This is a genomic window from Candidatus Pelagibacter sp. HIMB1506 (assembly GCF_052047935.1).
Taxonomy (GTDB): domain Bacteria; phylum Pseudomonadota; class Alphaproteobacteria; order Pelagibacterales; family Pelagibacteraceae; genus Pelagibacter.
Genome location: NZ_JBNAIS010000001.1, coordinates 609117 through 633090 on the forward strand (window position 1 = coordinate 609117; position 23974 = coordinate 633090).

The window sequence follows — 23974 nt, forward strand, 5'->3', positions numbered from 1 at the left end:
AGGCATTGAGATTCCTAAAATTAATTCTGTAGTACCTTGAATCATATTCCATTGAAATGACTCTCTACGTGGCTCTAATGGACTCTTAAACACTATGTTTTGACTAGGGGTATATGCGGGGTGCACTGGGTGGGTGGTGGTATACTATAGATGCTTATATTTTAAATTAGTAATTCACTCTGTTAACCAGATTATATTCCAAATAAATTCTTAGGTATAACTTAGGAGTGTTAACCACAATAATCTAGTTAACAGTTTTGTTCTGAGAGTAGATGGGGGATACTATATACACCCTAAGATATGGCCAAGAGATATCACTTTATTAATGGTATAGATGTAAACCTAGCTTCTTTAACAGCATTAAGCATAGTATCTATAATGAATTTATCATTCTTACTCTCAACAATAAATGAGTCATGAACACTTAGTACAGGTATTAATTCCCCATTACACTCTTTAATAACATTTCTAGCTATCTCACTGTCCTGAAACTGAAATTTTAAAGCACACTTAGAATAAATATAACTTGATATCTTAGGGTTCATTTTCCTAAATATATCCAACCTTCTCTCAACTTCTTTTTTACTAGGTTTTCTTCCTGCAAGCTTACCTTCTTTATACTGTGAAAGTAATTCCACGTTTAAGTTATTAAAATTCTTACAGTTTAAAGCTATCTGTATTATAGCTTTATTAACCTTTCTTTCGGTATCTGGAATTCCTTTAAGTAAGTATGGATCATTTGAATATGTGTTCTCTTCAAAAAAATTTAGTCCTAACTCGCTATAAATTTGATGGATAATAAGTGATGAATAATCACGTTCTACTGTTTTATTATTATTAATCTTAATATACTTTCTTAACTTTGAAGGTACATTAAGCCACCATGGGCCATAAAATCTACCACCAAGGTTAAGCTTTTGATTAAACACTCTGTAATAATTTTTGTTTTTATAATTTATAGAGTTGGTTTTTAAATACTCATCTACAGTTTTATTCTTAGCTAGAGATATCTTTGTCCGAGAAAGATGAGAATTATAGCTTTGGCAGTCTCTTCTGATTTCATCTGTATAATTATTATCTATGTAATCTTCAAGGCTTTTCTCTGTGTTTTTAAGACGTATTACCTCAGGGTCTATTTTAAATAAATATTCTCTTTTAATATGGTTTTTTCTTATAAGGTTTAAAAACTTAATAGAAGGTTTTATCCTAGATCTAAGTCTGAATATTTTTTTATTTCTGCTTGGAGAACTTTTTTTGTGATTAATAAAATTATTTTTAGTTAATAACTCAATAACTTTTAACATTTTACGATATGATATGCTTAGAGGGTTATATCTTAAAATTGCCTTATAGAAATTGTGATCTCTAGAATAATAAACGTACTCCCCTCTCCTATTTAAAAATAGTAGGATTAAATTCGCTGCTATACAGCTTAAGTGATTATAATATTTGTCATATTTAGAGCCAATTAAACCCAATTCTTCTGATAAATTAAATAAAAAACTACTTGGGTGTGATTGTCTAGATAAGTGCAAATTAATATCGAGCTCGATATCATCTTTAAAATTATGCCTTTTTAGATCCACAAAAAATAAAATGGTAATTAAAACTGATAGTTCAATATTAACAATTTAATTTTTTAAAAATATATCTAAATAGACTCAGTATTAAGGATTTGATATTATACATCATGTCAAAAAAAGACAGTTTATTAGGATCTATATTCAAAGGAGCTATAGATTTGACAGCTACTACCGTGAAGGTTGCGTACGATGTCAGTGAAGAAATTGTTAAAAAAGGTTATGAAGTAGCAACATCAAAAGAAGCAAAGAAATTATATAAAAGCACTGGAAATTATGTGTCTGAACTACTTTCTTTTAAACCTCCGTCTACAGAAAATCTCACTAAGCAGAAACTTGTTAATTACCTAACAATTGAGGATGAACATATTAAAGATACTTACAATTCAATTTCAAAAAAATACAAAAAAATAAAAAAACATATTGTTAAATATGATTTATTTGAAATTCACTGGAGATCAATCAGTACTCAAATGGTTTTTGGTGCTTTAGCAAAAACACAAGATCCAGTTACGTATACTGAAATTAAAGATTATTTGATATTAGAAATACTTGAAACAGAACCAGAAATTATAAGGTTACAAAAGTACTTATATTCCAAAGCGTACACTAATGGGGGGTCAGAAATTTCAAGAATATTCAATAAGGAATGTTTTAACAACAAATTGCCAGAAGAAGCGATTGATGAACTTGATAGAGGTTTTGCATTTATACATGATGCAATGGTGCATGGTCTAAATGTAAAGTTAAAATAAATTTTAATGAGTAAAGTTACTTACTTAAATAGTCATTTAAACAAATTTAGACCCAAAAAAAGTCCACCTAAAATAAAAATTAAGTATGAAGAAATAGATGGAATATTTCATACAGGAGGAAGGTTTGGAATGACAGAAGAAGTACAGAAAATTTTAATAAAATCGTTTAAAGAGAAAAAAAGTTTTAAAGAAGTACAAGGTTTAATAAATGGCAAAGTCGATAAGGTTTTGCTCTACTCATTGATAACTCTTTATTGGACTGCATTTAATATTTATTACTACAACGAACAATTTGAGGATATTATAAGTGACTGTTTGAACTGTATCGATGAAAACATGCCTTTATTAGAAAGCCCTAGGTATTGTAGAAAAGTATATTTTTATATTAATTCTCCAAATCTTGTTAATCAAAGTAAGATAACTTAAAATATTGTTAATGTTAGAAAAAATACAAGATGCAACAGACTCATCTCTAAAGTACGGAAAAAAATTAATTAGAAAAAAAGCAATTGAGAATATCAAAGAGAAACTTGAATTTGCTCAGAAAAAAGAAACTGATTTTACCAAAGAAGAAATGCGTAAAATGATAGCTAAAGAAGAAAACAAAATACTAAAGGGGCTAGGTACCAAAGGTGCTTTAACAGCTATACTTGCAATGTTTGGTATTGCTAATTTTTAGATGCTGAAGTTTTTCACAAAACAATTTTTGTACGGCCGTATTTATCTGTGGTTGAAGGAAAGAATTGGTGGAATTTTAATGTTAGTAATAACATTATTTCTAATAGTTTATATTCATAATGAATATTTAAAGTATGTTGAGTATAAAACTAAATTTGAAAAAAGTTATATTGGACTATCATTTGTTATTAAAAATATATTAATTATTATAACAGCAGGAAGTTATTTTTATTTTTATTTTTTCCTAAACAAGGCAAAACAAACAATTAAAAAAGTTGAAAACGTTACATCAGCTAATAACAATAAAGATAAAAATGATATGGTCAAGTCACTAGATGAATTTTTAAATGATGAAGAGCTAAAATGAAAAGAATATTTTCAGTTATTTGTTTAATCTTTATCCTTAATGTAAGTGCACACGGTATAGATATAAATAAATTAGATAAATTAAACTCAAGCCAAATTAATACTGCCTTAAGTGGAAAAAAACTTTCTGGATTTTACTTAGTTCAAAAAACTAGATACTTCGAAACTTACTTTAGAAATAAAGATTATGAATTTAATCACGGAGGAAAATTATCTAAAGGAAAATGGAAAACAAAAGGTAATAAAATATGCATAAGATTTGATGACGAATTTAGCTATGAGTGCTCAGATCTTTTTAGTAGAACAAATAATGGTGAAAGATTTTATTACTATGTTACTGACAATAAAGTTTATGCAGGCTCTGGAATAATTGGAAATGCAAAACAAATAAGTTCTAATTCAAAAGATGTAACGCTTAGCTGTTCTTCTCAAAAAGGCTTAAAAGCATCCATAATTATAAATGAAAATTCTAATAAAATTATTTTTAATGGATTTAGAGTTAAAACAAAAATTCAATGGGGCACAAAAGTAAAATTTAAGCATCCTGATCCAAATAAATTTAACCCTAAACTATCAAATGATAATGAGGTAGTCCTAGATAGAGTGACTGGAGAACTAACTTTTCCATTATCTTCATCTGATTTTGATCATATATTTACAAAAATATTTATTTGCAAAAAATCTCAAGCTTTATTTTAATGCAGAAACAAATTAATATTGTAATCAAGTCTCAGATTGATGAAACAACTTAAAGCATTTTTTGATAAAAAGATTTCTGTGGTAGAATTCGATAATCAAATACCTAAGCTAGTTGAAAATTTCCCATCAGATATTTCAGTATTAATCAAACTAAGAATTAAGGAAGATTATATTGAGGCAACTCTTACAAAAAATCCAAATAAGAACACTAAAGAAAGATGGGAATGGGATTTAAATAGTGATGCTTATGAAGATTTGGAAGATTACTTCCAAACTATTAACTAGATGATGGAGCTAAATAAAAAACTAGACGAGTTAATTAAACATTCTACTAGTAATAATAGAGCTCTACCTATGAATTGGTGTGAGATTGAAAGAATAATTCAGTTAAATAAATTGCCGAAACATTGTTACCATCATTACTGCTGTTATGTATTAGCTTATGCTCACGCATTTAACTTTAAACAAAAAATTGAAAGATTTCATAAGCAATTACAATACGGAGTATTTTGGTCTCATAATCCAAAAGCATATGAGGAATTAAAAGATTATTTGATAAAATTAAAAAGAGAAGATTGGCTCTATAAATGGCCAGATACAGAAAGCTCATACACACCTAGAATAAAATTAAATAGCTAGATGTCTCTTACTTACAAAAATGCTGATCCTTTAATCCATGGAGCAGTTAAAAATCTAACCTGTATTACTAGGGTAAATAAGCAACCTCATCATGAAGAGCAATACTATTATATATTTTGGGTATCCCATATTAATAAAGTTCATATTTCTGGTGGATTAAATAAAACTGAAGTTATTGAAAGATTTAAAATTTCAGCAGAGGAATTTGATGATAAGCTAGAGTTAAATGAATTTTTTTGTAAAGTGTGCAATAACGAAAGTGATACGGCTTTTTCAAGGCTTGCTAAAACAGGAGATAAAACTTGTATAAATTGTTTAAATAAATGAAAGTAAAAACAAAAAAAAATAGAAAAAAACCTAAAAAAAAATTAAATAACGAAATAATTCAAAAACAAAATCATAAGTACAGATTTGCATTAATAGGAGTGGCTATTGTGATGTTTGTTGCTTTACTTCACGCTGGTCAATTAAACTTACTATCTAGTCAACTTAGTCTATTATTTAATGCAGCTTTTTATATTGTTATTGGATTAGCAGGTTTATTTTTTTTGTTAGCCAATATTGGAATTGTTTTTCAAATGATAATATTTGTAATTTTTGCAGGGATGTTTTTTGTTATTTTAGAAAAAATATTAAGATATTATGGCCTAATTTTTTAATGCTTGAAGTAATTATAACAATAGAACTTGTAGCTCTTGCTTATTCAATATATTCTAGTAGCCAATGAAGCGTAAGAGGAAAAAAAGTTCTGAATTTCCATTAACATTTTTAATTATGATGGTGGGAATAATAATAATTGCGCTTCTAAATCCAGATAATTTTTTAAAACCTTTTATTGATATGGGTAAATCTTTAGGAGTTTTATTTGGAGTTATATGTATTGCTTTTATATGGGATCACTTGAGTAATAGATAAATTCTAAGTTTTTATGAATTAATTTTAATTATTGATTCATTCACAGAAATAGAATTTCCGTTTATTTTGATTAAATTTTTTTTATCTTCTAAAGAGATAGAAAGCAATTTTTCTAATATTATTTGTTCTCTATTGAAGACTATACCTTCAGAATTAAATACATCTTTATTAACACCCTGTCTTTTTTTAACATTTAAAATTAATAATGACTGAAATACTGCACTTCCCCCTGTATTATTCCAGGTCTTTATGACCATAGATCCATTGTCTGTAGCCCCAACAAATTCATAAATGAAATAACCGTTACCTTCTTTATAATCAAATCTTACTCTTGCTTTATCATTGTTTACTTCTGTTTTATAATTATCTAAAAGTGAATATTGGTTTGTATCAAACGAGTCTTTAAGGTTAATAGAAATAATCACATCATTACTAGTACCATCAACTACCTTAGGCAGAAAATCTTTTATAAGACTAGGATGAACAGGTTTCATTTTGTATGATAAATATTTTTCAAGACAAAATTTAATTTTCTCAAAATCATCCGTGTTACTATTACATACTGTATCAAGTGAATTTGCGATTTTTGTTTCTTCTAACTCTTTAAGGGCTTCCTCTAAAGAACGTTCAGCAGGTGGATAGTCTGGGTTTGCGTCCAGAGAACTTCTATAATACAAGATAGCTCCATTTAAATATCCATTTCTCCTAAGTGAATGTCCTTTTTGTAAAAGTACACTTTCATCTGTCGAATCTTCTTGTATTTTTATTAATTTACCGCTTTCCCATGTACCCTTAAATTCTTTTCCACGTATTATAATTAGTGTTCCAAAGCCGTTTTTCTTTCCATCTTTATATTTTCCATAAAAAATTTCTGTGTTGTCATACACAAAAGGATTACTGGCTGTTTCAAAAAATCCTAGACCATCTTTAAACTGACCTACAAATTGTTCTCCTGTTGGTAACGTTAATTTACCTTCACCGTCCTCCTTGCCGTTTTTCCATTCTCCTTCATAGATAAGACCTTTTTGATATTCTATAGAACCAAAACCATGTTTCTTATCTTCTTTCCATCCACCCGTATAAGTGAAACTAATTAAGTCTTTATCTATAAGAGTACCTTGTCCATGCTTTTTATCATTTTTCCATTCACCAACATATTCTGCAAAAGGATAGATTTTTAATGTTCCCTTGCCTTCACGTTTTCCATTTTTTAAATCCCCAGAATATTCATCTCCATTGGGATAAACCTTTGTACCTGCAAAACTATTGTTGAATAGAAAAAAGGTAATGATGAAAAAAATTTTAAGGAATATTTTCATAAAACAATCATTAACAAATTCTCTAAAAAAGTCTAATTTTCCAATAATTAAATATTTAGTAATCTATCTAAAATGATTAGTTAGACTTTTGTTAAAGAATTCTATAAATTTATAATGTGTTAAGATTACTTAAAATTATTGCGATTATAACATTACTAAATGGTTGTGCTGACGTCACAACACAACAATCATCTCTTGGAGAGTATGGACAATTTTTTGAAAAACAAACAAGATTATACGGTAGTCCAGCTGTTGAAATAGTAAGTAAAACTCCAAAATCAATATCTTTCTGGTTTAAACAAGTTTATGTAAAATTATCTGAAGCAACCAACGCGGCGCAATATCATTGTAATAAAAATGGTAGAGATGCAGTTTTAATTAAAGAAGAATATTTAAATAATGCTGTAACCAAAGCCTATTTTGAGTGCAAGTAAAATATTTAAAGTTACTTATCTAATTTGACTGCCACATCTTTAACCTTAAGATTATTATAAGTTTTTAGTAACATTCTCGGATCAGAGTGTCCTGCAATTAACATTGTTTCGGCAACTGATAATTTTTTATATAACATAAAATTAGTTAACGATTGCTTTCTCAAATCATGGAAGTGTGCATCCTTTATTCCATAATAATCACAAAGCTTTTTAAACTGTTTGCTTAAAGCATTTCCTGTAATATTAAATGGTAGTTCAGCATTATTTAATAACGATACTGCTTTTAATGTTAAAGGAATAGTTCTTGGTTTCGTTTTTGCAATAGGTATGAACAATGTGTTTCCGTTTATATGTTCAGGTTTAATTCTTAATATCTCACCTTGTCTCATTGCTGTCTCCAAGGCTATCTGAATTATTAATCTTAGTTTAGGAGAGGCTCTATTACCTTTAATAAGTTTATCCAATTCTTGATCGGTAAATCTTCTGTTTCTTGGTTCTGCTTTCTTAGGTCTCCTAATACAAAGAACTGGATTTTCTACAGAATAACCCCACTCTTTTTTAAATGTCGTATACATACTTGATAAAACATCAAGTCTACGATTAATAGTACCTGCCGTTAACTCATTAGCCCGTTTATTTTTATATTTATTTATGGTGTCTGGTACTATTCTATTAATAGGAAAGGTAGCCCAATCTTCTTTTAGGAAATTTAAAATCGTACATTTTTCATCAGAGTAGCTTTTTTTTAAAACTGATATCTCTTCAATGTATCTCTGGGCAACTTCCTGAAAGTTAGGAAATTTTATTCTGGCTATCCCCGCCTCTTCTCTTCTTAACTTGACCTCTATTATTTCTGCCCATCGTTTTGCATCAGTCTTTGATACAAAAGATTTAATTATACTTGGATGACCATTTATACGGACAATTGCCTGCCATTTTCCATAATGTTTTCTTACTGTCGCCATGCTTTAATCCTTTCTTTTTGGATCAAAGTGTGTCGTCAGAGTGTCGGAAAGTTTCTTGAGTTAAATTTTGGTGGGCAGTAAAGGACTCGAACCTTTGACCCCCTCGGTGTAAACGAGATGCTCTACCAACTGAGCTAACCGCCCCAAAACAGAGCTACTTATTACATCAACACTTAAATAAAGTAAATTAATTATTATTGAATACTAGCTTGAGATTTATCATCTTTTTTAGCTAAATCTACCTCAACCCATTCTGTAGGTTTAAGTTCTTTAGTTAAAGCAATTTTAATTACCTGGTCAGCATATTCAACTGGTGTAATTTTAATATCATCTATAATCTTCTTGGGCATATCCACTAAATCTTTTTCATTTTCTTTTGGTATCAAAACTTCTTTAATTCCAGCTCTATGAGCAGCTAGTAATTTTTCTTTAAGGCCACCTATTGGTAATACTTGACCTGTTAATGTTACTTCACCAGTCATCGCAACATCTCTTCTCACAGGTATATTTGTAATTGATGAAACAATTGAAGTGACCATTCCTATTCCAGCAGATGGACCATCTTTTGGTGTAGCTCCTTCTGGTACATGAATGTGAAAATCTTTTTTCTCAAATAGAGGTGGAATGATTCCATACTCTAGACATTTTGATCTAACAAAAGATTTTGCAGCTTTTACAGACTCTTGCATCACATCACCTAGCTTACCAGTAATTTGCATTCTACCTTTACCAGGCATAGTTACTGTTTCAATTTTTAAAATTTCCCCGCCGTACTCAGTCCAAGCAAGTCCAGTTACAATACCAACTCTATTTTCAGATTCTAATTCACCAAATTTAAATTTAGCTACACCAAGAAAATCAGATAAATTTTTATTATTAATTTGGACTTCTTTTTCTTCACCCGCTACAATTTTCTTAACAACTTTTCTAGCAAGTTTAGAAATTTCTCTTTCTAAGTTTCGAACTCCTGACTCTTTTGTGTATCCTCTAATTACTTCTTTTATGATGTCGTCGTCCAATTTCATTTCTTTTTCTTTAACACCATTATCTTTAATTTGTTTAGGAAGTAGATATTTGTTAGCTATACTAATTTTTTCATCCTCTGTATAACCAGCCAATCTTATTACTTCCATTCTGTCTAATAATGGAGGTAATATGTTTAGAGTATTTGCTGTTGTTACAAACATTACATCAGATAAATCATAATCAACTTCTAAATAATGATCGTTAAAAGTTGTATTTTGCTCTGGGTCTAACGCTTCTAATAGCGCTGATGATGGATCACCTCTATAATCATTTCCAATTTTGTCTATCTCATCTAGTAAAATCAGAGGATTTTTTGTTCCAGCTTTTTTCATCATTTGAATTATTTTACCTGGTAATGATCCGATATAAGTTCTTCTGTGCCCTCTTATTTCTGCTTCGTCTCTCATCCCACCTACGGACATTCTAACAAATTCTCTGTTAGTTGCTTTTGCGATAGATTTACCTAAGGATGTTTTACCAACACCAGGAGGACCAACTAAACATAATATTGGGCCTTTAATTTTTTCCATTCTTTTTTGAACAGCTAAAAATTCTATTATTCTTTCTTTAACTTTCTCTAGTCCAAAATGATCTTTATCAAGAATATTTAATGCCTTCGTTAAATCGATATCAACTTCACTTTTCTTGTGCCAAGGTAGTTCCGTCATCCAATCAAGGTAGTTTCTAACCACTGTTGCTTCAGCTGACATTGGGCTCATGTTCTTCAATTTTTTAAGCTCTTGTAGACATTTCTTTTCAACTTCTTTTGGCATTTTTGCTTTTGTGATAGCTTTATTTAAACTAGTTGTTTCGTCTTTGCCGTCTTCAATCTCACCAAGTTCTTTTTGAATAGCTTTAAGTTGTTCATTTAAGTAATATTCTCTCTGGGTTTTCTCCATTTGAGTTTTAACTCTTCCTCGAATTCTTTTCTCTACTCCAATTATGCTTGTTTCGTTCTCCATAATTTTAATTATGGCGTTTAATCTCTTTTTAACATCAACGGTTTCAAAAATTTGTTGTTTTTCTGAAATTGTAGCTGTGATGTGTGAGGCAATATTATCAGCTATTTGAGAAGGATCTTTTAACTGCTTAATTGTATTTATTGTTTCGTTCGAAATTTTCTTATTTATTGAAGTTAACTTTTCTAATCTTCTTAAAGCAGTAGCTGCTAAAGGAAATAAATCTTCTTCTTTTGGCAAAATATCATTGAAATATGTATAGTCGCACGTAATAAACTTCTCGTTATCTTTAAAATCTAAAATTTTAACCCTTTTAATACCTTCTACTAAAACTTTTACAGTTCCATCAGGTAATTTTAATAATTGTAAGATGCTTCCTTCACAGCCATACATAAATACGTCTGTTTTTTTAGGATCATCGATCTCTGAATTTTTTTGAGTTACAAGAATAATTTTCTTATCTTTTTTCATTACCTCATTAAGTGCAGAAATAGATTTATCTCTTCCTACAAACAGGGGAATTACCATGCTTGGGAAGACCACAATGTCTCTTAAAGGTAATAACGGCAATGATATTTTAACATCCATGGGAACAATATGGATATTATATATTATATTGCAATAGGTTTTTGTTACTTATTAAGGATATTAAGCCGCTGATGTTTTGCCAGACTTAGATTTATTTTCGCCTTTAGAATGAACTAAAATCGGTTGCGATTGACCTTTTGCAGCTCCTGCATCAACAATTACTTCTTCAATATTGTCTTGACTTGGAAGGTCATACATAGTTTTTAATAAAATATTTTCTAATATTGATCTCAATCCTCTTGCTCCTGTTTTTTTGCTAATTGCTTTTTGAGCTATTTCTTTGAGAGCATTTTCTTTAAATGTTAATTTCGCTCCATCTAACTTAAATAATTCTTGATATTGTTTAGTTAAAGAGTTTTTTGGTTCTTGTAAAATTTTGATCAATGATTTTTCATCTAAATCCTCAAGAGTTGCTATCATTGGTAGTCTTCCAATAAACTCTGGTATCAATCCAAATTTTAATAAATCCTCAGGCTCTAGTCCCTTCATCCACTCTCCTGTTTTCTTGTCTTGAGTGTTTTTTACGTCTGCTCCAAAACCAATTGAAGTACCTTTGTCTCTTTGAGAGATAATCTTGTCTAATCCAGCAAAAGCACCTCCACAAATAAAAAGAATATTTGTTGTGTCTACTTGTAAAAATTCTTGTTGAGGATGTTTTCTACCTCCTTGAGGTGGAACACTTGCAACAGTTCCCTCCATTATTTTTAATAGAGCTTGCTGAACTCCTTCTCCAGATACATCTCTTGTAATAGATGGGTTCTCAGATTTTCTACTAATCTTATCAACTTCGTCGATATACACTATTCCTCGTTGTGCTTTTTCAACATTATAATCTGAAGCCTGGAGTAATTTTAAAATAATATTTTCAACGTCTTCACCAACATATCCTGCTTCAGTCAAAGTTGTTGCATCTGCCATTGTAAATGGAACATCTAAAATTCTAGCAAGAGTTTGTGCTAATAAAGTTTTACCACAACCAGTTGGACCAACTAATAAAATATTGGATTTAGATAATTCTACATTCTTACTAGTTTTATTTTCATAATTAAGTCTTTTGTAATGATTGTGTACAGCTACCGACAGAACTTTCTTAGCATGTGCTTGACCAATTACATAATCATCTAGCACTGTGCAAATTTCTTTTGGAGAAGGAAGACCGTCTTGATGTTTAACAAAAGTATCTTTGCTTTCCTCTTTTATAATATCCATACAAAGCTCAACACATTCATCACAAATAAATACAGTTGGACCTGCAATTAATTTTCTAACCTCGTGTTGGCTCTTTCCACAAAAAGAACAGTAAAGAATATTTTTATTATTTGTACTCATAATTTTTTAAACGAATCAATTTCATTACTTTATTATAGATGACTCATACTAATCAAGTTTGGATTAGTAAGTTATCAATATATTGTGTATTATGATCTTTTTTCTACTACTTCGTCAATAAGACCAAATGATTTTGCGACATCAGCGGTCATGAAATTATCTCTCTCTAAAGCAGATTTTATTTCATCAACAGTTTTGCCTGTATGTTTTGAATAAATTTGATTTAACCTTTTCTTTAATGACAAAACTTCATTAGCATGAATTTCTATATCTGTAGCTTGTCCTTGAAAACCTGCTGAAGGTTGATGAACCATTATTCTAGAGTTGGGTAGCGAAAACCTTTTACCTTTAGTTCCAGCAGCCAACAAAAATGATCCCATTGATGCAGCTTGCCCAATACATAAAGTTGATATATCAGGTTTTACATATTGCATGGTATCGTAAATGCCAAGACCAGCTGTAACCAGTCCACCAGGACTATTGATATATAAATAAATTTCTTTTTTAGGATCTTCAGCTTCTAAAAATAATAACTGAGCAGTTACTAAGGATGCAATATTGTCATTTATCTGACCTGTTAAAAAAATAATTCTTTCCTTTAAAAGTCTTGAATAAATATCATATGCTCTTTCGCCTTTAGATGATTGCTCTACAACCATCGGCACTAGATTGCTCATATGTTCTGATAATTTTGTTGTCATAAGTTGATTCTTTCTACTTATACAACTTGTGATTACTTTTTGCTAACTTTTTTTGTTTTTTTAGGGGCTGGTTTTGCTTTTGATGTTTTTGTAGAAGGCTTTTTTTTCTCTGAAGCTTTTGCTACAGGTTTCTTTTTTGTTTCTTTCTTAGCTTCGTTATCATGTGAATGATCATGATCGTGATCATGTTTATGAGCTTCTTTTAAGATTTTTTCCGCCTCATCTTTTGAAATTTCTTTTTTATTTGGTTTACCTTTTTCTTTTATAAGATTTAAAATTTTCTCCTCATAAACTGTCCCTCTTAGACTGGCCAAAGCAGATGGATTTTTTTGATAAAAATCCATAACCATTTTCTCTTGTCCTGGCATCATTCTCAATTGTTTTTGAACTTCAGCTTGAATTTCTTGTTCACTAACTTTGATTTGATTTTTTTCACCAAATTCATTTAAGATTAACCCAGTTTTGATTCTTGTTTTTGCTTTTTCTTCAAAAGATTTTTTATTTTTTTTAGCCTCCTCTTCAGACATACCTTGTGAAAGAATTTTAACTTCTTCTTCAATTAAGTTTTCTGGAACTTCTTCAACTTTAATTTTTTCAATTTCTTTTAAAATTTGATTTTTTGAAAGTTGATCTAAAGAATTTTTATATTCATCATTTATTTGTTTTGAAATTAAAGCTTTAAGATCTTTCAAATCTTTAGCTCCTAAATTTTTTGCAAAATCATCATCTATTTTCACCTCTTGTGGTTGTTTAACTGATAAAATTTTACAATTAAATTTAGCTTTTTTATTAACTAATTCTTTTTCAGGATAATTTTCTGGAAGTGTTGCTTCAACAACTTTCTCATCATCTTTTTTAACACCAATTAGCTGCTTATCGAAACCTTTCAAAAATAAATCTTTACCTAATGTAAGCTGTGTATTTTTTCCTTCACTTCCTTTAAATTCTTTTCCATCAATTGTTGCTTTGTAATCTAATGCAACTAGATCACCTTCTTTTGCTTTTGTATCAGGTTCACCTTCCTTGAAATTTGGTTGGTTCTTGGCAATTTCTTTTATTCTTTTATCTGTCTCACTATCATCAATTTTAACAGTGTATTCATCAAATTTAATGTTTTCTAATGATTTAATCTCTACTTTAGGTAATTCTGTAACTGACAATACATATTCCAATTCTTTATCTTCACCATATGTCTTTAGATCTAATTTTGGCTGACCTGCTGGTTTAATTTTGTTTTCTTCTAACGCTTTTGTAGATGTATCTTTTAAAACTTTGTCTAATACTTCACCAAATACAGCTTTACCAAATTGTCTTTTTAAAATTTCTTTTGGTACTTTTCCTGGTCGAAAACCTTTTAAATTTACTGATCCTTTAATCTCTTCATATTTTTCATCCATATAAGAGTTCATAGTCTCTTTATCGATAAAAATTTTTAGATCTTTATTTAAACCTTTTTTATTTTCTACAGTAACTTTCATAATTATTTAATGGTAGGGCGAAAAGGACTCGAACCTTCACCGATTGCTCGACTGGTTCCTAAGACCAGCGCGTCTACCAATTCCGCCATCGCCCCAGTTAAATTAGGTGCTTTATATATTATTGAACTCATTTGTCCAATCCGAATAATAGTGTAAAAGGATATAAAAATATAAATAATATGATTATTTCACCTTGTATTAGTATTTGCAAAACAGATCCCTCAACAGGTTATTGTTATGGATGTGGAAGAAATAATGATGAAAAAAAACTGTGGAAACTAGAAGAAACTACAGATGAATGGAAACAAAATAATTTAGAAAGTATCAGAAAAAGATTAACTGGTTGGCAATTAGATAGTTTTAATGAGTCTTACGAGCATAAAATAAATAACGGAATATCTCTATTCAAAAAAAATCTTAAAAATGAGTAAATCAACAATTGTAGTTATAATTTATATTATAGGACTAATCTTTGGTGCTTTAGTTTTAGATATGTGGAGCGCTGAGACTAGCCCTAAAGCATTACTGGGTATTGGCTGGACAGCACTTTTTTTAATTGGATTATTTTTTGCTGAAAAAAATGAAAAAAAATAAATTATTTTTTTTTTCTCTCATTTTATTTTCTTTCTCATTTATAAATCATTCATTTTCAGAAATTATAATTTTAAGCAAATGTGATCATAAAGAAGATAAATATTTAAAAAATGAGTACATATTTAATCTTAATGAATTAATTATGACTAGAAATTATGTTTATGCAGAAAAAACTTATCAAAAATATAGAATTACTGATTTGAGTGTAAAAAAATCGAACTCATATGTAAGAAATATTTACGAAGAAGATGGTAAAATTTTTACTTTAAAACATGGTTATCCTCAATTTTATACTCAAATATTAATTGAAAAGAATAAGCCTGAGATATTTATTAAAAGTGTTATGAACGAAATCGAAGGGATTTCAAAAATTTCTACATGTAAAAAAATAGAAAAATTCGCAAATCAAAGTTAAGACTTCTTTTTTTTATTTTCCTTAAGTTTATCTAAATTTTTTTTTTTAAAATCGAATCTGCTATTTGAAATATTAGATCTATGTTTAGCGAATGCTTGTTTTTGTGCTTGTCGCATAGCTCTTTTTGAAGACATAAATTCTAATTTAATATTCTATTTCTAAAGTATCAATTACTTTTAAACTTTTATCTGAAATAACAATCTCACCTGATGATGGTGCGTAGTTTAAAAGCTCAGATATTACCACGTAATGTGTTACAAAAATTATATTTTGTTTTTGATCCCATGTGTTTAAGAATTTATTAAAATCAATAACTTGTTGTTTTCTATTTTTAGCAAATTTTGCACTAAAAAAAGAATTCAAAAAATTTTTTGTTTCATAATTTTTAAAGGCTATTTCTGCAGTTTCTTTGCATCTGCACCATTCGCTAGAGTAAATTTTGTTTATTAAAATATCATTTTGTTTAAAAAAATTTCCAATTTTTTTTGATTGTACTCTTCCCTCGTCATTTAAGTTTCTTTGGGTTTCACAATTATTAACATCAAAATTAGAAGGATCCCCTCCTCCCGGTGCATAAGCATGACGAATAAATATTAATTTACCACCTTTTTGAAGCTCACCAATCATAACTTCATTTGAATCTGCTTTATTTGGAGAATTTAAAAATATAAATATAATTAAAAAATATTTTAAAATTTTCATTAATGAATAATAAATTAAAACAACTTAATAAGAAAATTATTAAATGTAGAAAATGTCCTAGATTAATTAATTTTATTAAAAAAATATCTACTGTAAAACGAAAACAAAATATTAACGAAACTTATTGGGGTAAACCAGTTCCTGGATTTGGTAAGATAAATTCGAAATTATTAATTTTAGGTTTGGCGCCAGCAGCACATGGGGGAACCAGAACAGGAAGACCTTTTACTGGAGACAAATCAAGCGATTTCTTGTTTTCTTGTCTAAAAAAAGCAAATATTTCAAATCTACCTTATTCAGAAAATTTAAATGATGGATTGGAATTAAAATCAACTTTTATAACCAATATACTGAAATGTGTTCCTCCTGGTGACAAACCAACAAATGAGGAATTATCAAATTGCTCAAATCATTTTGAAAATGAGATTAAAACTTTAAGCAAAATCCAAACAATTGTTGCTTTAGGTAAAGTTGCTTTTGACAATTGTATTAAATATTACAAAAGTAAAAATAAATTAAATGGAAAGTATAGTTTTAAGCATGGGAAATATTATGATTTATCAAATAAAATCAGATTATACGCGTGTTATCATCCAAGTCCTAGAAATGTAAATACAAAATTAATATCTGAAAAAATGATAGTTAATTTTTTCAAAAAAATAAAAATAGAAACAGCTATTTAGTTTTTTAAAATATAAGGCTCAAAGTTATTTAAAACTATCTCAGGAATTTTTGTAGGTCTTCCGATTGTATTTACAAATACCAAATGTATTTTTGCATCCACAATTAACAAATCATCTCTGTAAATTGACTGATCCATTACAAAAGAGGTTTTTGATATAGAGGAAATAAAAGATTTTATTGTTAAATTATCTTCTAAGTATGCTGATTTTTTATATTCAATATTACATGATTTAACGATTATTAAAGAGTTAAACTCTTCTTTAATTTTTAAATTACTTAAACCAATATTTAATAGAGCTTCTGTTCTTGCTCTTTCAAAGTATTTTAAATAATTTGCATAATAAACCACTCCTCCAGAGTCAGTGTCTTCATAGTAAATTTTAACATTATGGCTAAAAGTTTTATGCATTGTTCATTAATATCAAATAATGAGAAATTTTTATACAAACTAAGATATAATAACTACTATGAAAGTTTATATAATTTGGTTGATTGGAGTAATTTTATGGAACTTTGGTGTTCCTAATGCTACTCCAATAGAAGACGTAATTGTAGCAATCATACTATCAATCCTGAGTATGGGGCTAAAAAAATATACTAAACTTTAATTAATTTGCTGAAAAATAAATGTTTTGAAAATAAGCCACAGATTTCATTTTAGAATTATCTGTATCCGCCATAACTGCTAAACCATCTAATTCATCTAAATCTAAATCGTGGAATTTCTTAAAATCTTCTTTTACATTTGATTTAACTGTTACCCATTCATTTAAATTATTTTTTGTCGTTGCCATTACATTATCTATAGATTTTTTTGTATATGGACTTGGCCAACTTTGTCCAACATCATTGTTACTTGAAAAGACATAGTTAACTGCTCTGTTTGATAATGGTGTTGCACCTGTTTTTTTAACAGCAAAAACTCTCGCTGCAAAATCATGGCCTTTCTTTGTATCTTCTTTAATTCCAGATAAATCTTGCTCAATTTTCCATGTAATATTTATAAAAGGAGTCTTGTTTAGATCAATTTTAACTTCTTTGCCAAGACCAGATGCTGCATTATCGGCAACAGCCTTAAGGAAATTTCCATTTTCATTTTTCCCAACAGTATATTTTGTCTCGTTCTTTGCTCCCCTTACTTTTCTGACAGTTAATTCTGAAAGTTCTGCTTCTGTAAACTCAAAAACTACAACTTCATTTGCAACAACTGAGCTGATTGAAATCAAAAAAATTGAAATGAGTTTAAAAAATATTTTCATAATTTAAGTTCTTAATACATTATTTAGACAAGATTTAAACATGCAAATATCAGAATTAATTTTTAAATAAATAATATGAAAACAATTTCAATTTTTTTACTTTTAATTTATTGGTCAATAATGATATCTGCACCAATTATGTCTAATGACCTCAAAATGGGTAGTTCTAGAGCTATAAAATTAAATTTTAATTCTAAGGTATCAGTATAATTTTAGGCGCAACACATGTGCCGTCATGGATTTGCTTAAAAGCATCACCACCTTTTTTTAAATCCCTAAATTCAATCCAATCTAGAGAACCTATATCTTTGTTAGCTAATATTGCCAAAGTTTGCTCAAAATCCTTATTGGTATAACAATAAGTTCCTATAACAGTCACCTCTTGAAGTGTCATTTTTCTAAAATTAAAGGTTCCAGCTGGCTGAGTTAAGCCTATGTGTATAATTGAACCGCCCGGCTTAACTACTTCAATAGCTTGTTGTCTTGAAATTTCCAGCCCTACTGTATCAAATACAATATCAAATTTATTACTTTCTATTTCATTATGGTCTGGTGCAACATATTTTGCATCTAAATATTTTGAGCACTCATTTAATCTCAATTTATTAGGATCAGAGAGAATTATATTTTTACTATTTTTAATTTTAGATAAAATTAAACCACATAATAATCCTATTGCACCACCACCTTGGATCAAAATTTTACATTCAGATAAAGGTTTTTTTAAAGATTGTTCACCAATTAATACTGCATGCAAAGAAACTGCAGTTGGCTCTGCTACTGGTGCTTCATTTTTATCTAATCCATCTGGGATTTCATAAATATTTGTATCAGGTGTTGATACAAACTCTGCAAAAACCCCTTGTCTTTCAATTGGTTTATTCATGCCTAAAATAATTCTATGAGGACACAGATGTTCTCTTCCACTTGTGCAGTATTCACATTTACCACAAGTTATCAGAGGATTTAAAACAACATCTTTACCTTTAAATTTACCATTTTGGACTTCACCACTAACTTCATGGCCTAATATTAACGGAGGAATTCTTCTCTCATCATGTCCATGATATGCGTGCATATCAGAACCACATATTCCTGAAGCATGGATTTTTAATATACTTTCTCCCAAAACTTCAATTGGATTAGGTTCGTCTCTGTAAACTAATTCTTGTGTTCCAGTATATACTAAAGCTTTCATATTATTTTTTTGCCAACAAGTAATACGTTATCCAGGCTACAAATGCACCAATTAACCAAGCATAAGACTGTAAAAACATTAAATTTATGTTCCAAATTGTTGATGCTGAAAAAATAAAACCTAGAAATACTGAGTAAACACCTTTGATATGCCACCCTTTTGAATAATAGTAACTACTTTCTTTTTCTACTGAATACAAATCTTTGTTACTCAAGCTTTGTTTATTGATCATATAATAGTCAGCAACTATTACTCCAAATAACGGTCCAAAAAATGCACCAAATGTATCTATAAAAGATAAAATACCAATTTGACTCAAAATTGTAAGCCAAAAAATAGCCACCAACAAACCGAGGAAAGAAATTATATAACTTGCACTCCTTAAAGATAATTTATTTGGAACAAAATTTATTAGTGAATATTGAGATGGAATATAATTGGCTACTAAATTCGTGGATGCTGAGGCAATTACGATAAAAAATAGTACCAATGTAGTTATTTGAATATTGTCATATTTGCCAATTATATCAGTGGGATTTGTAAAAATTCTGTCTATGTCTGAAAATTTTTGATTTAAAAGTGCATCTGATCCGGCAACAATAAATATAGAGAAAAAAGAGAAAATAATTAAATTAATAAGCAAACTTAAATTCCCTTTACCCAATTCTTTAGTATTTTTAACATTCCTAGAAATGTCCCCAAAACTAATTATTAATATTGAAAAATAAGCAAAGACAGTTCCTGCTACAGTTAAAAGTGGTAATAAATTATTAAGATCAAAAAAGTTTTTGATATTAAAAATATTTACAAAGGCTTTTGATGTTAATTTGACATCACTTAAAAAAACAAGGAAGAAAAAAACAATAATTCCTACATAAACACTGATTGCTGAAAAATTTATTATTTTTTTATTATATTGAGCACCAATACTAAACAAAAATGTTTGAAAAATAATTACAATTAAAATTGATGACCAATCTATAATATTTAAACCAAAAAAATAAAAAATAAATATATCTTGTACTAACAATGACTCATCGATAGTGAAAAGTAATATTCTAATAAGATAAGTTAAAATTTTTGATAAAAAATAAGTTTGAATTCCAAATAAGAAAATTCCAACCAAGCTTCTGATTAATCCAAAAAATTTCGCTCCATTAAATCCTAAAGAAGATCTCAACAAAACTACAAAAGGTAATCCAAATTTTTGTGAAGGTTTTCCAATAAAATTAGCAAATAAATAAACAAAAAATGAACCTAATAAAGTTCCTATTAAAACCACAAAGGTGTTTAGATTGTACATTATATAAAGCGAGGCAATTAGAGAAAAACCAATTACACTTTGTACATTAACTCCCCAGTAACAAAAAAGGTCTTTCCAATTCCAAGTTTTATAATTTGGATTTACCGAAACTAAATCCCAATTTGATAGGGAGTATTTAACTTTAGGTTGATTCACTAAAAATTATTTTAAACTAATAATTTCTACTGTCCATATAGGAGAGTTGGTAACCAAAGTGCAATTTTAGGAAATATTATAATTAAAACCAAACCAATTATTTGAAGCACCATAAATTGCATCATTCCATAATAAATATCTTTTAAATCCCATTCAGGCACCACCCCTTTTAAGAAATACGCAGACAATGCCACTGGAGGAGACAGCCAGGCGGTCTGGAGATTCACGGCAACTAATATTGCAAACCAGGTAAGATTAAAGCCAAGAGCTTCAATTAATGGTAAAATAATTGGCACAATAATCATTACGATTGGTACCCACTCTAAAGGCCAACCCAATAAAAATATTGCAACCATTACAATCGCTAATATTAAATATTTGTTCATCTCTAAACCTAACAAGAATTCAGTTAATAAAGTTGGAGTACCTAGTCTTGCAAAAACAGCACCAAAAAAGTTTGATGCAGCAACTAAAACCATAATTAAAGCTGTTATCTCTAAAGTTTTAACAAGAGCTTCTTGAAGTTTAGAAAAAGTTAATTTTTTATACGCTAAAGAAAGTAGTAAAGCTCCCATTGCACCACAACCAGCTGCTTCTGTTGGAGTTGCAAAACCAAAAAGTATACTTCCTAATGCTGCAAAAACTAACGCTGCTGGTGGAACTAAACCTAAGAAGAATTCTTTCCAAACTTCTTTCATACTAGCAGCTCTCATCTCTTCAGGAATTACAGGTCCCAATTTAGGATTGATCATGCATCTTATTGTTGTGTATCCAGCGTATAAACTTGCTAGAAGAATTCCTGGAATTATAGCAGCGGCAAATAAATCAATAACTGGAATTTCCATAATTGGGCCCATAACAACAAGCATGATACTTGGAGGTATTAAAATTCCTAAAGTGCCACCAGCTGTTATCGTTCCTGCAGCAAGTCTGACGTCATAGCCAGATCTATTCATTGATTTTGCTGCCATGATACCGAGTATAGTTACTGAAGCACCAACAATCCCTGTTGCTGCTGCAAAAATAACTGAAACAAAAAGAACAGCATAATATAATGCACCTCTAACTCTTGCGAGCATCATTTGAAAAGATGAGAATAATCTTTCCATCAAACCTGCCTGCTCCATCATAATACCCATAAAGACAAAGAGCGGGACGGCGGCGAGGGTTTGTTCGGTCATAACCATTGAAAATTGGAGCGTCATTAAATAAAAGACCAATTTTCCAAACCCTAAATATCCAAATACAAAACCTAAAAATATAAGTGTAAATGAAATAGGAAACCCTACGAAAATTGCAAAAAGCATTACTCCAACCAGAATAAAACCTAAATATGCTGGATCTATAAATTCAGCTAGCATTATTCATCTTCTCCTGGCCATTTTCCTCTAGTAGCAGCCCAATAACTTTTTAATAATTCTGAAATACCTTGGATTAATAAAAATACGATACCAACCAATAAACAACTCTTAATCGGCCACATATAAGGCATCCAAGTAGTATCCATTCCTCTTTCACCTCTTTGAATAGACTCACCTACATAACCAATTGTCATATAAAGAAAAACAATTAGTCCTGGAAAATAAAATAAAATATATAACCAAAAATCAATCGTCCCTTGGTTTTTTGTTTTGAAATTTCTGTATAAAAAATCTGCTCTTATATGAACACCTTTTGACAGCGCATAACCTGCGCCTAACATGAATAGTGCACCGTATAAAAATCGACTTATGTCATAAGCCCAAATTGTAGGTGCATGAAAAAGTTTTCTCGCTAGAACTTCGTAAGTCATAGCAAAAATAAGTGGCATCAGTATCCAACAAACAACATTACCTATCCATTTACTAAATTTATCAATATTTATAATTGAGCTTGCCATCCATGATGGCATGTCGTTTGGCATCTTTCCTGAACCACCTCGCCTTTCGGCTATCATTTCATCTGATATATCTAGTTTAGTTGGTTCTTCAGCCATAAAATTTTGTTAGAAAGACTAGAGCGGACAATTAAGTCCGCTCTAATTTGAATTATAGATTAATTATTGGATTACTTTAATGTTGCTGCGTGAGCCATTCCTAGCTTCGCATTAGACATTTGCGCACCACTCCAGAAAGGAACTGCTATATCAGCAAATTCTTTCATAGAGTCCCATACTTCTGCAAAGAATGCATTGTTTGCAGCGTTTGTTTCCAAACTTTTCTTAGCTGCAGCCATGTATTCTGTGAAGTAATCAGAAGGTGTGTCCTCTAATTTAACTCCATGAACTTCAGTAAGCTCTCTTAAAGCTTTACCATTTTCATAGATTCTGTAACTTAAAGATTTAGCTAATGAAGCATTAGCTGCAACTTCAAGAGACTTCTTCTCATGATCGCTCATAGCGTTGTAAGTTTTTCCAGTAATATAAAAGTCAGCATTTACGACTACTTGGTGTAGACCTTGTAGATAGTAGTGCTTTAATACTTTTTGGAAACCAAACGTTAAGTCTGGTTTTGGACAACACCACTCAGCAGCATCAATTGTTCCTGCTTCTAAAGCTGGTAGAATATCTCCACCACCCATAGCTACAGATGCGATACCGATGTCTTTATATGTTTGTCCTGGAATTCCTGGAGGAGTTCTGAACTTATATTTTCTAAAGTCAGCCATATCTTTAATTGGTTTTGGAAACCAACCTAAAGCTTCTGGTCCAACTGGTTGGATCATAAATCCTTTGATGTCTCTTCCCATTTCTTTCCATAGTCTGTCGTATAACTCTTTTCCACCGCCATACTGGAACCATGATAAGAATGCAATGTTGTCAATACCAACACCACCACCAGCTACTGGAGAACCAAATAGCATAGCTGCAGGATGGTCACCTGACCAATAGTGAGTCCATGCGAAACCACAATCGATTAGGCCTTTGTCAACTGCATCTAAAGTTTCTTTTACACCAACAACAGCTCCAGCTGGCATAATTTCAAACTTAAGAGATCCACCAGTTAACGCTGTTACTGTGTCAGTAAAGTCTTTTAACATCTTAACTTCATCAGCTTTTGTGTTAAGAACTGTCTGACATTTTAGTGTTTTTGCAGCATTAGCATTTGAAATAAATCCAAACACCATTGCAACTGCAAATAACATTGAAATGATTTTTTTCATTTGTTTCCCTCTCTTTATTTTTAAAGCTGAAACTGTGTCAAAGAATGTAAATTAAAACAAGTGTTAATATTTGTATATTTTAAAATTTTTA

33 protein-coding genes and 2 tRNA genes are annotated in these 23974 nt (G+C 29.7%); 17 read left to right on the forward strand and 18 right to left on the reverse strand.

From position 1 onward, the window contains the following. Window positions 1–314: 314 nt before the first annotated feature. The gene (locus tag ACTTA8_RS03300; protein ID WP_440654298.1) at window positions 315–1304 is read right to left on the reverse strand and encodes a hypothetical protein; all 990 of its coding nucleotides are present in this window, start codon (window positions 1302–1304) and stop codon (window positions 315–317) included. A gap of 386 nt (window positions 1305–1690) precedes the next feature. Between ACTTA8_RS03300 and ACTTA8_RS03305 the strand changes: the two genes are divergently transcribed. The 10 genes from ACTTA8_RS03305 to ACTTA8_RS03350 all read left to right on the forward strand — a co-directional run bounded on the left by ACTTA8_RS03305 (window position 1691) and on the right by ACTTA8_RS03350 (window position 5632). Further along, window positions 1691–2335, forward strand: a complete 645-nt coding sequence (locus tag ACTTA8_RS03305) for a hypothetical protein (RefSeq protein WP_440654299.1) — start codon at window positions 1691–1693, stop codon at window positions 2333–2335. Between the two features lie 6 nt (window positions 2336–2341). Continuing rightward, complete coding sequence (locus ACTTA8_RS03310; protein WP_440654300.1) at window positions 2342–2761, forward strand: hypothetical protein; 420 nt, start codon at window positions 2342–2344, stop codon at window positions 2759–2761. Between the two features lie 10 nt (window positions 2762–2771). After that, on the forward strand, window positions 2772–3014 hold the full coding sequence (locus tag ACTTA8_RS03315) for a hypothetical protein (protein ID WP_440654301.1): 243 nt from the start codon (window positions 2772–2774) through the stop codon (window positions 3012–3014). Window positions 3015–3092: 78 nt separating this feature from the next. Then, complete coding sequence (locus tag ACTTA8_RS03320; RefSeq protein ID WP_440654303.1) at window positions 3093–3380, forward strand: hypothetical protein; 288 nt, start codon at window positions 3093–3095, stop codon at window positions 3378–3380. Next, window positions 3377–4078, forward strand: coding sequence for a hypothetical protein (locus ACTTA8_RS03325; RefSeq protein ID WP_440654305.1), 702 nt, complete (start codon window positions 3377–3379; stop codon window positions 4076–4078). Before ACTTA8_RS03320 ends, ACTTA8_RS03325 begins: the two co-directional genes overlap by 4 nt. 39 nt (window positions 4079–4117) lie before the next feature. Continuing rightward, window positions 4118–4363, forward strand: a complete 246-nt coding sequence (locus tag ACTTA8_RS03330) for a hypothetical protein (RefSeq protein WP_440654306.1) — start codon at window positions 4118–4120, stop codon at window positions 4361–4363. Between the two features lie 3 nt (window positions 4364–4366). After that, entirely contained in the window at window positions 4367–4717 is a 351-nt protein-coding gene (locus ACTTA8_RS03335; protein ID WP_440654308.1) for a hypothetical protein, read from the forward strand. Next, window positions 4718–5044 (forward strand): hypothetical protein, encoded by a 327-nt coding sequence (locus ACTTA8_RS03340; protein WP_440654309.1) that lies wholly within the window; start codon window positions 4718–4720, stop codon window positions 5042–5044. Further along, on the forward strand, window positions 5041–5376 hold the full coding sequence (locus tag ACTTA8_RS03345; protein WP_440654311.1) for a hypothetical protein: 336 nt from the start codon (window positions 5041–5043) through the stop codon (window positions 5374–5376). The genes ACTTA8_RS03340 and ACTTA8_RS03345 overlap by 4 nt, the downstream gene beginning before the upstream one ends. Before the next feature lie 64 nt (window positions 5377–5440). Then, window positions 5441–5632 carry a hypothetical protein gene (locus ACTTA8_RS03350; RefSeq protein WP_440654312.1) on the forward strand — a complete coding sequence of 64 codons (192 nt, stop codon included), beginning with the start codon at window positions 5441–5443 and terminating at the stop codon, window positions 5630–5632. An 11-nt stretch (window positions 5633–5643) separates the two neighbouring features. Here ACTTA8_RS03350 and ACTTA8_RS03355 read toward each other — a convergent pair whose 3' ends face one another. Then, entirely contained in the window at window positions 5644–6951 is a 1308-nt protein-coding gene (locus ACTTA8_RS03355; RefSeq protein WP_440654313.1) for an MORN repeat-containing protein, read from the reverse strand. Window positions 6952–7067: 116 nt separating this feature from the next. Here ACTTA8_RS03355 and ACTTA8_RS03360 point away from each other — a divergent pair, with 116 nt between their 5' ends. After that, window positions 7068–7385 (forward strand): hypothetical protein, encoded by a 318-nt coding sequence (locus tag ACTTA8_RS03360; RefSeq protein WP_440654314.1) that lies wholly within the window; start codon window positions 7068–7070, stop codon window positions 7383–7385. Window positions 7386–7396: 11 nt separating this feature from the next. On the opposite strand, the gene ACTTA8_RS03365 is transcribed toward ACTTA8_RS03360, so the two are convergent. The 7 genes from ACTTA8_RS03365 to ACTTA8_RS03395 form a co-directional block, all read right to left on the reverse strand. After that, complete coding sequence (locus ACTTA8_RS03365; protein WP_440654315.1) at window positions 7397–8350, reverse strand: tyrosine-type recombinase/integrase; 954 nt, start codon at window positions 8348–8350, stop codon at window positions 7397–7399. Window positions 8351–8418: 68 nt separating this feature from the next. Then, a tRNA-Val gene (locus tag ACTTA8_RS03370) sits at window positions 8419–8494 on the reverse strand. A gap of 50 nt (window positions 8495–8544) precedes the next feature. Then, window positions 8545–10923: an endopeptidase La gene (gene lon, locus ACTTA8_RS03375; protein WP_440654316.1), complete on the reverse strand. Its 2379-nt coding sequence runs from the start codon at window positions 10921–10923 to the stop codon at window positions 8545–8547. Window positions 10924–10983: 60 nt separating this feature from the next. After that, the gene (gene clpX / locus ACTTA8_RS03380) at window positions 10984–12252 is read right to left on the reverse strand and encodes an ATP-dependent Clp protease ATP-binding subunit ClpX (protein ID WP_075506632.1); all 1269 of its coding nucleotides are present in this window, start codon (window positions 12250–12252) and stop codon (window positions 10984–10986) included. An 89-nt stretch (window positions 12253–12341) separates the two neighbouring features. Next, window positions 12342–12953, reverse strand: coding sequence for an ATP-dependent Clp endopeptidase proteolytic subunit ClpP (gene clpP / locus ACTTA8_RS03385; RefSeq protein ID WP_440654317.1), 612 nt, complete (start codon window positions 12951–12953; stop codon window positions 12342–12344). Window positions 12954–12985: 32 nt separating this feature from the next. Next, window positions 12986–14431, reverse strand: coding sequence for a trigger factor (tig, locus tag ACTTA8_RS03390; protein ID WP_440654319.1), 1446 nt, complete (start codon window positions 14429–14431; stop codon window positions 12986–12988). 10 nt (window positions 14432–14441) lie between these two features. Further along, window positions 14442–14526 (reverse strand) — tRNA-Leu (locus ACTTA8_RS03395). Between the two features lie 84 nt (window positions 14527–14610). Between ACTTA8_RS03395 and ACTTA8_RS03400 the strand changes: the two genes are divergently transcribed. The 3 genes from ACTTA8_RS03400 to ACTTA8_RS03410 are packed head-to-tail and all read left to right on the forward strand — an operon-like array spanning window position 14611 to window position 15440. Then, window positions 14611–14862 (forward strand): DUF1289 domain-containing protein, encoded by a 252-nt coding sequence (locus ACTTA8_RS03400; protein WP_075506630.1) that lies wholly within the window; start codon window positions 14611–14613, stop codon window positions 14860–14862. Further along, a complete protein-coding gene (locus ACTTA8_RS03405; protein WP_179850442.1) occupies window positions 14855–15025 on the forward strand; it encodes a hypothetical protein in 171 nt (56 codons plus the stop codon). The genes ACTTA8_RS03400 and ACTTA8_RS03405 overlap by 8 nt, the downstream gene beginning before the upstream one ends. Next, window positions 15012–15440 (forward strand): hypothetical protein, encoded by a 429-nt coding sequence (locus ACTTA8_RS03410; RefSeq protein WP_440654320.1) that lies wholly within the window; start codon window positions 15012–15014, stop codon window positions 15438–15440. Before ACTTA8_RS03405 ends, ACTTA8_RS03410 begins: the two co-directional genes overlap by 14 nt. Here the strand turns inward: ACTTA8_RS03410 and ACTTA8_RS03415 are convergent. Together ACTTA8_RS03415 and ACTTA8_RS03420 are read right to left on the reverse strand one after the other, a co-directional pair. Beyond that, window positions 15437–15574 carry a hypothetical protein gene (locus tag ACTTA8_RS03415; RefSeq protein ID WP_262589316.1) on the reverse strand — a complete coding sequence of 46 codons (138 nt, stop codon included), beginning with the start codon at window positions 15572–15574 and terminating at the stop codon, window positions 15437–15439. The genes ACTTA8_RS03410 and ACTTA8_RS03415 overlap by 4 nt on opposite strands. A gap of 10 nt (window positions 15575–15584) precedes the next feature. Further along, window positions 15585–16142 (reverse strand): histidine phosphatase family protein, encoded by a 558-nt coding sequence (locus ACTTA8_RS03420; protein ID WP_440654321.1) that lies wholly within the window; start codon window positions 16140–16142, stop codon window positions 15585–15587. Window positions 16143–16144: 2 nt separating this feature from the next. Here ACTTA8_RS03420 and ACTTA8_RS03425 point away from each other — a divergent pair, with 2 nt between their 5' ends. Continuing rightward, window positions 16145–16825, forward strand: coding sequence for a uracil-DNA glycosylase (locus ACTTA8_RS03425; RefSeq protein WP_440654322.1), 681 nt, complete (start codon window positions 16145–16147; stop codon window positions 16823–16825). Here the strand turns inward: ACTTA8_RS03425 and ACTTA8_RS03430 are convergent. Beyond that, window positions 16822–17235 (reverse strand): YbgC/FadM family acyl-CoA thioesterase, encoded by a 414-nt coding sequence (locus tag ACTTA8_RS03430; protein ID WP_440654324.1) that lies wholly within the window; start codon window positions 17233–17235, stop codon window positions 16822–16824. The two genes, ACTTA8_RS03425 and ACTTA8_RS03430, sit on opposite strands and share 4 nt — an antisense overlap. 58 nt (window positions 17236–17293) lie before the next feature. Here ACTTA8_RS03430 and ACTTA8_RS03435 point away from each other — a divergent pair, with 58 nt between their 5' ends. Further along, the gene (locus ACTTA8_RS03435; RefSeq protein ID WP_440618523.1) at window positions 17294–17434 is read left to right on the forward strand and encodes a hypothetical protein; all 141 of its coding nucleotides are present in this window, start codon (window positions 17294–17296) and stop codon (window positions 17432–17434) included. On the opposite strand, the gene ACTTA8_RS03440 is transcribed toward ACTTA8_RS03435, so the two are convergent. Beyond that, window positions 17435–18085, reverse strand: a complete 651-nt coding sequence (locus tag ACTTA8_RS03440; protein WP_440654326.1) for a DUF3047 domain-containing protein — start codon at window positions 18083–18085, stop codon at window positions 17435–17437. 75 nt (window positions 18086–18160) lie between these two features. Between ACTTA8_RS03440 and ACTTA8_RS03445 the strand changes: the two genes are divergently transcribed. Further along, entirely contained in the window at window positions 18161–18295 is a 135-nt protein-coding gene (locus tag ACTTA8_RS03445; RefSeq protein WP_440654328.1) for a hypothetical protein, read from the forward strand. Here ACTTA8_RS03445 and ACTTA8_RS03450 read toward each other — a convergent pair. From ACTTA8_RS03450 to ACTTA8_RS03470, 5 genes are all read right to left on the reverse strand, one after another. Next, window positions 18279–19283, reverse strand: coding sequence for an alcohol dehydrogenase catalytic domain-containing protein (locus ACTTA8_RS03450; protein ID WP_440654329.1), 1005 nt, complete (start codon window positions 19281–19283; stop codon window positions 18279–18281). The two genes, ACTTA8_RS03445 and ACTTA8_RS03450, sit on opposite strands and share 17 nt — an antisense overlap. Window position 19284: 1 nt before the next feature. Continuing rightward, window positions 19285–20742 carry a cytosine permease gene (locus ACTTA8_RS03455; RefSeq protein ID WP_440654331.1) on the reverse strand — a complete coding sequence of 486 codons (1458 nt, stop codon included), beginning with the start codon at window positions 20740–20742 and terminating at the stop codon, window positions 19285–19287. Between the two features lie 26 nt (window positions 20743–20768). Next, window positions 20769–22103, reverse strand: coding sequence for a TRAP transporter large permease (locus ACTTA8_RS03460; RefSeq protein ID WP_440654332.1), 1335 nt, complete (start codon window positions 22101–22103; stop codon window positions 20769–20771). After that, window positions 22103–22717, reverse strand: coding sequence for a TRAP transporter small permease subunit (locus tag ACTTA8_RS03465; RefSeq protein ID WP_440654334.1), 615 nt, complete (start codon window positions 22715–22717; stop codon window positions 22103–22105). The genes ACTTA8_RS03460 and ACTTA8_RS03465 overlap by 1 nt, the downstream gene beginning before the upstream one ends. Window positions 22718–22788: 71 nt before the next feature. Next, a complete protein-coding gene (locus ACTTA8_RS03470; protein ID WP_262589327.1) occupies window positions 22789–23883 on the reverse strand; it encodes a TRAP transporter substrate-binding protein in 1095 nt (364 codons plus the stop codon). Window positions 23884–23974: the final 91 nt, after the last annotated feature.

Bases quoted from the DNA above. Each gene is read 5' to 3' on its own strand.
- ACTTA8_RS03435 (WP_440618523.1), top strand. From the start codon at position 17,294: ATGAAAGTTTATATAATTTGGTTGATTGGAGTAATTTTATGGAACTTT.
- ACTTA8_RS03345 (WP_440654311.1), top strand. From the start codon at position 5,041: ATGAAAGTAAAAACAAAAAAAAATAGAAAAAAACCTAAAAAAAAATTA.
- ACTTA8_RS03400 (WP_075506630.1), top strand. From the start codon at position 14,611: ATGATTATTTCACCTTGTATTAGTATTTGCAAAACAGATCCCTCAACA.
- ACTTA8_RS03420 (WP_440654321.1), bottom strand. From the start codon at position 16,142: ATGAAAATTTTAAAATATTTTTTAATTATATTTATATTTTTAAATTCT.
- ACTTA8_RS03305 (WP_440654299.1), top strand. From the start codon at position 1,691: ATGTCAAAAAAAGACAGTTTATTAGGATCTATATTCAAAGGAGCTATA.
- ACTTA8_RS03430 (WP_440654324.1), bottom strand. From the start codon at position 17,235: ATGCATAAAACTTTTAGCCATAATGTTAAAATTTACTATGAAGACACT.
- clpP (WP_440654317.1), bottom strand. From the start codon at position 12,953: ATGACAACAAAATTATCAGAACATATGAGCAATCTAGTGCCGATGGTT.
- ACTTA8_RS03350 (WP_440654312.1), top strand. From the start codon at position 5,441: ATGAAGCGTAAGAGGAAAAAAAGTTCTGAATTTCCATTAACATTTTTA.
- ACTTA8_RS03330 (WP_440654306.1), top strand. From the start codon at position 4,118: ATGAAACAACTTAAAGCATTTTTTGATAAAAAGATTTCTGTGGTAGAA.
- ACTTA8_RS03415 (WP_262589316.1), bottom strand. From the start codon at position 15,574: ATGTCTTCAAAAAGAGCTATGCGACAAGCACAAAAACAAGCATTCGCT.
- tig (WP_440654319.1), bottom strand. From the start codon at position 14,431: ATGAAAGTTACTGTAGAAAATAAAAAAGGTTTAAATAAAGATCTAAAA.
- ACTTA8_RS03470 (WP_262589327.1), bottom strand. From the start codon at position 23,883: ATGAAAAAAATCATTTCAATGTTATTTGCAGTTGCAATGGTGTTTGGA.
- lon (WP_440654316.1), bottom strand. From the start codon at position 10,923: ATGGATGTTAAAATATCATTGCCGTTATTACCTTTAAGAGACATTGTG.
- ACTTA8_RS03355 (WP_440654313.1), bottom strand. From the start codon at position 6,951: ATGAAAATATTCCTTAAAATTTTTTTCATCATTACCTTTTTTCTATTC.
- ACTTA8_RS03335 (WP_440654308.1), top strand. From the start codon at position 4,367: ATGGAGCTAAATAAAAAACTAGACGAGTTAATTAAACATTCTACTAGT.
- ACTTA8_RS03300 (WP_440654298.1), bottom strand. From the start codon at position 1,304: ATGTTAAAAGTTATTGAGTTATTAACTAAAAATAATTTTATTAATCAC.
- ACTTA8_RS03325 (WP_440654305.1), top strand. From the start codon at position 3,377: ATGAAAAGAATATTTTCAGTTATTTGTTTAATCTTTATCCTTAATGTA.
- clpX (WP_075506632.1), bottom strand. From the start codon at position 12,252: ATGAGTACAAATAATAAAAATATTCTTTACTGTTCTTTTTGTGGAAAG.
- ACTTA8_RS03425 (WP_440654322.1), top strand. From the start codon at position 16,145: ATGAATAATAAATTAAAACAACTTAATAAGAAAATTATTAAATGTAGA.
- ACTTA8_RS03315 (WP_440654301.1), top strand. From the start codon at position 2,772: ATGTTAGAAAAAATACAAGATGCAACAGACTCATCTCTAAAGTACGGA.
- ACTTA8_RS03445 (WP_440654328.1), top strand. From the start codon at position 18,161: ATGAAAACAATTTCAATTTTTTTACTTTTAATTTATTGGTCAATAATG.
- ACTTA8_RS03365 (WP_440654315.1), bottom strand. From the start codon at position 8,350: ATGGCGACAGTAAGAAAACATTATGGAAAATGGCAGGCAATTGTCCGT.
- ACTTA8_RS03320 (WP_440654303.1), top strand. From the start codon at position 3,093: ATGTTAGTAATAACATTATTTCTAATAGTTTATATTCATAATGAATAT.
- ACTTA8_RS03450 (WP_440654329.1), bottom strand. From the start codon at position 19,283: ATGAAAGCTTTAGTATATACTGGAACACAAGAATTAGTTTACAGAGAC.
- ACTTA8_RS03405 (WP_179850442.1), top strand. From the start codon at position 14,855: ATGAGTAAATCAACAATTGTAGTTATAATTTATATTATAGGACTAATC.
- ACTTA8_RS03310 (WP_440654300.1), top strand. From the start codon at position 2,342: ATGAGTAAAGTTACTTACTTAAATAGTCATTTAAACAAATTTAGACCC.
- ACTTA8_RS03465 (WP_440654334.1), bottom strand. From the start codon at position 22,717: ATGGCTGAAGAACCAACTAAACTAGATATATCAGATGAAATGATAGCC.
- ACTTA8_RS03460 (WP_440654332.1), bottom strand. From the start codon at position 22,103: ATGCTAGCTGAATTTATAGATCCAGCATATTTAGGTTTTATTCTGGTT.
- ACTTA8_RS03440 (WP_440654326.1), bottom strand. From the start codon at position 18,085: ATGAAAATATTTTTTAAACTCATTTCAATTTTTTTGATTTCAATCAGC.
- ACTTA8_RS03410 (WP_440654320.1), top strand. From the start codon at position 15,012: ATGAAAAAAAATAAATTATTTTTTTTTTCTCTCATTTTATTTTCTTTC.
- ACTTA8_RS03340 (WP_440654309.1), top strand. From the start codon at position 4,718: ATGTCTCTTACTTACAAAAATGCTGATCCTTTAATCCATGGAGCAGTT.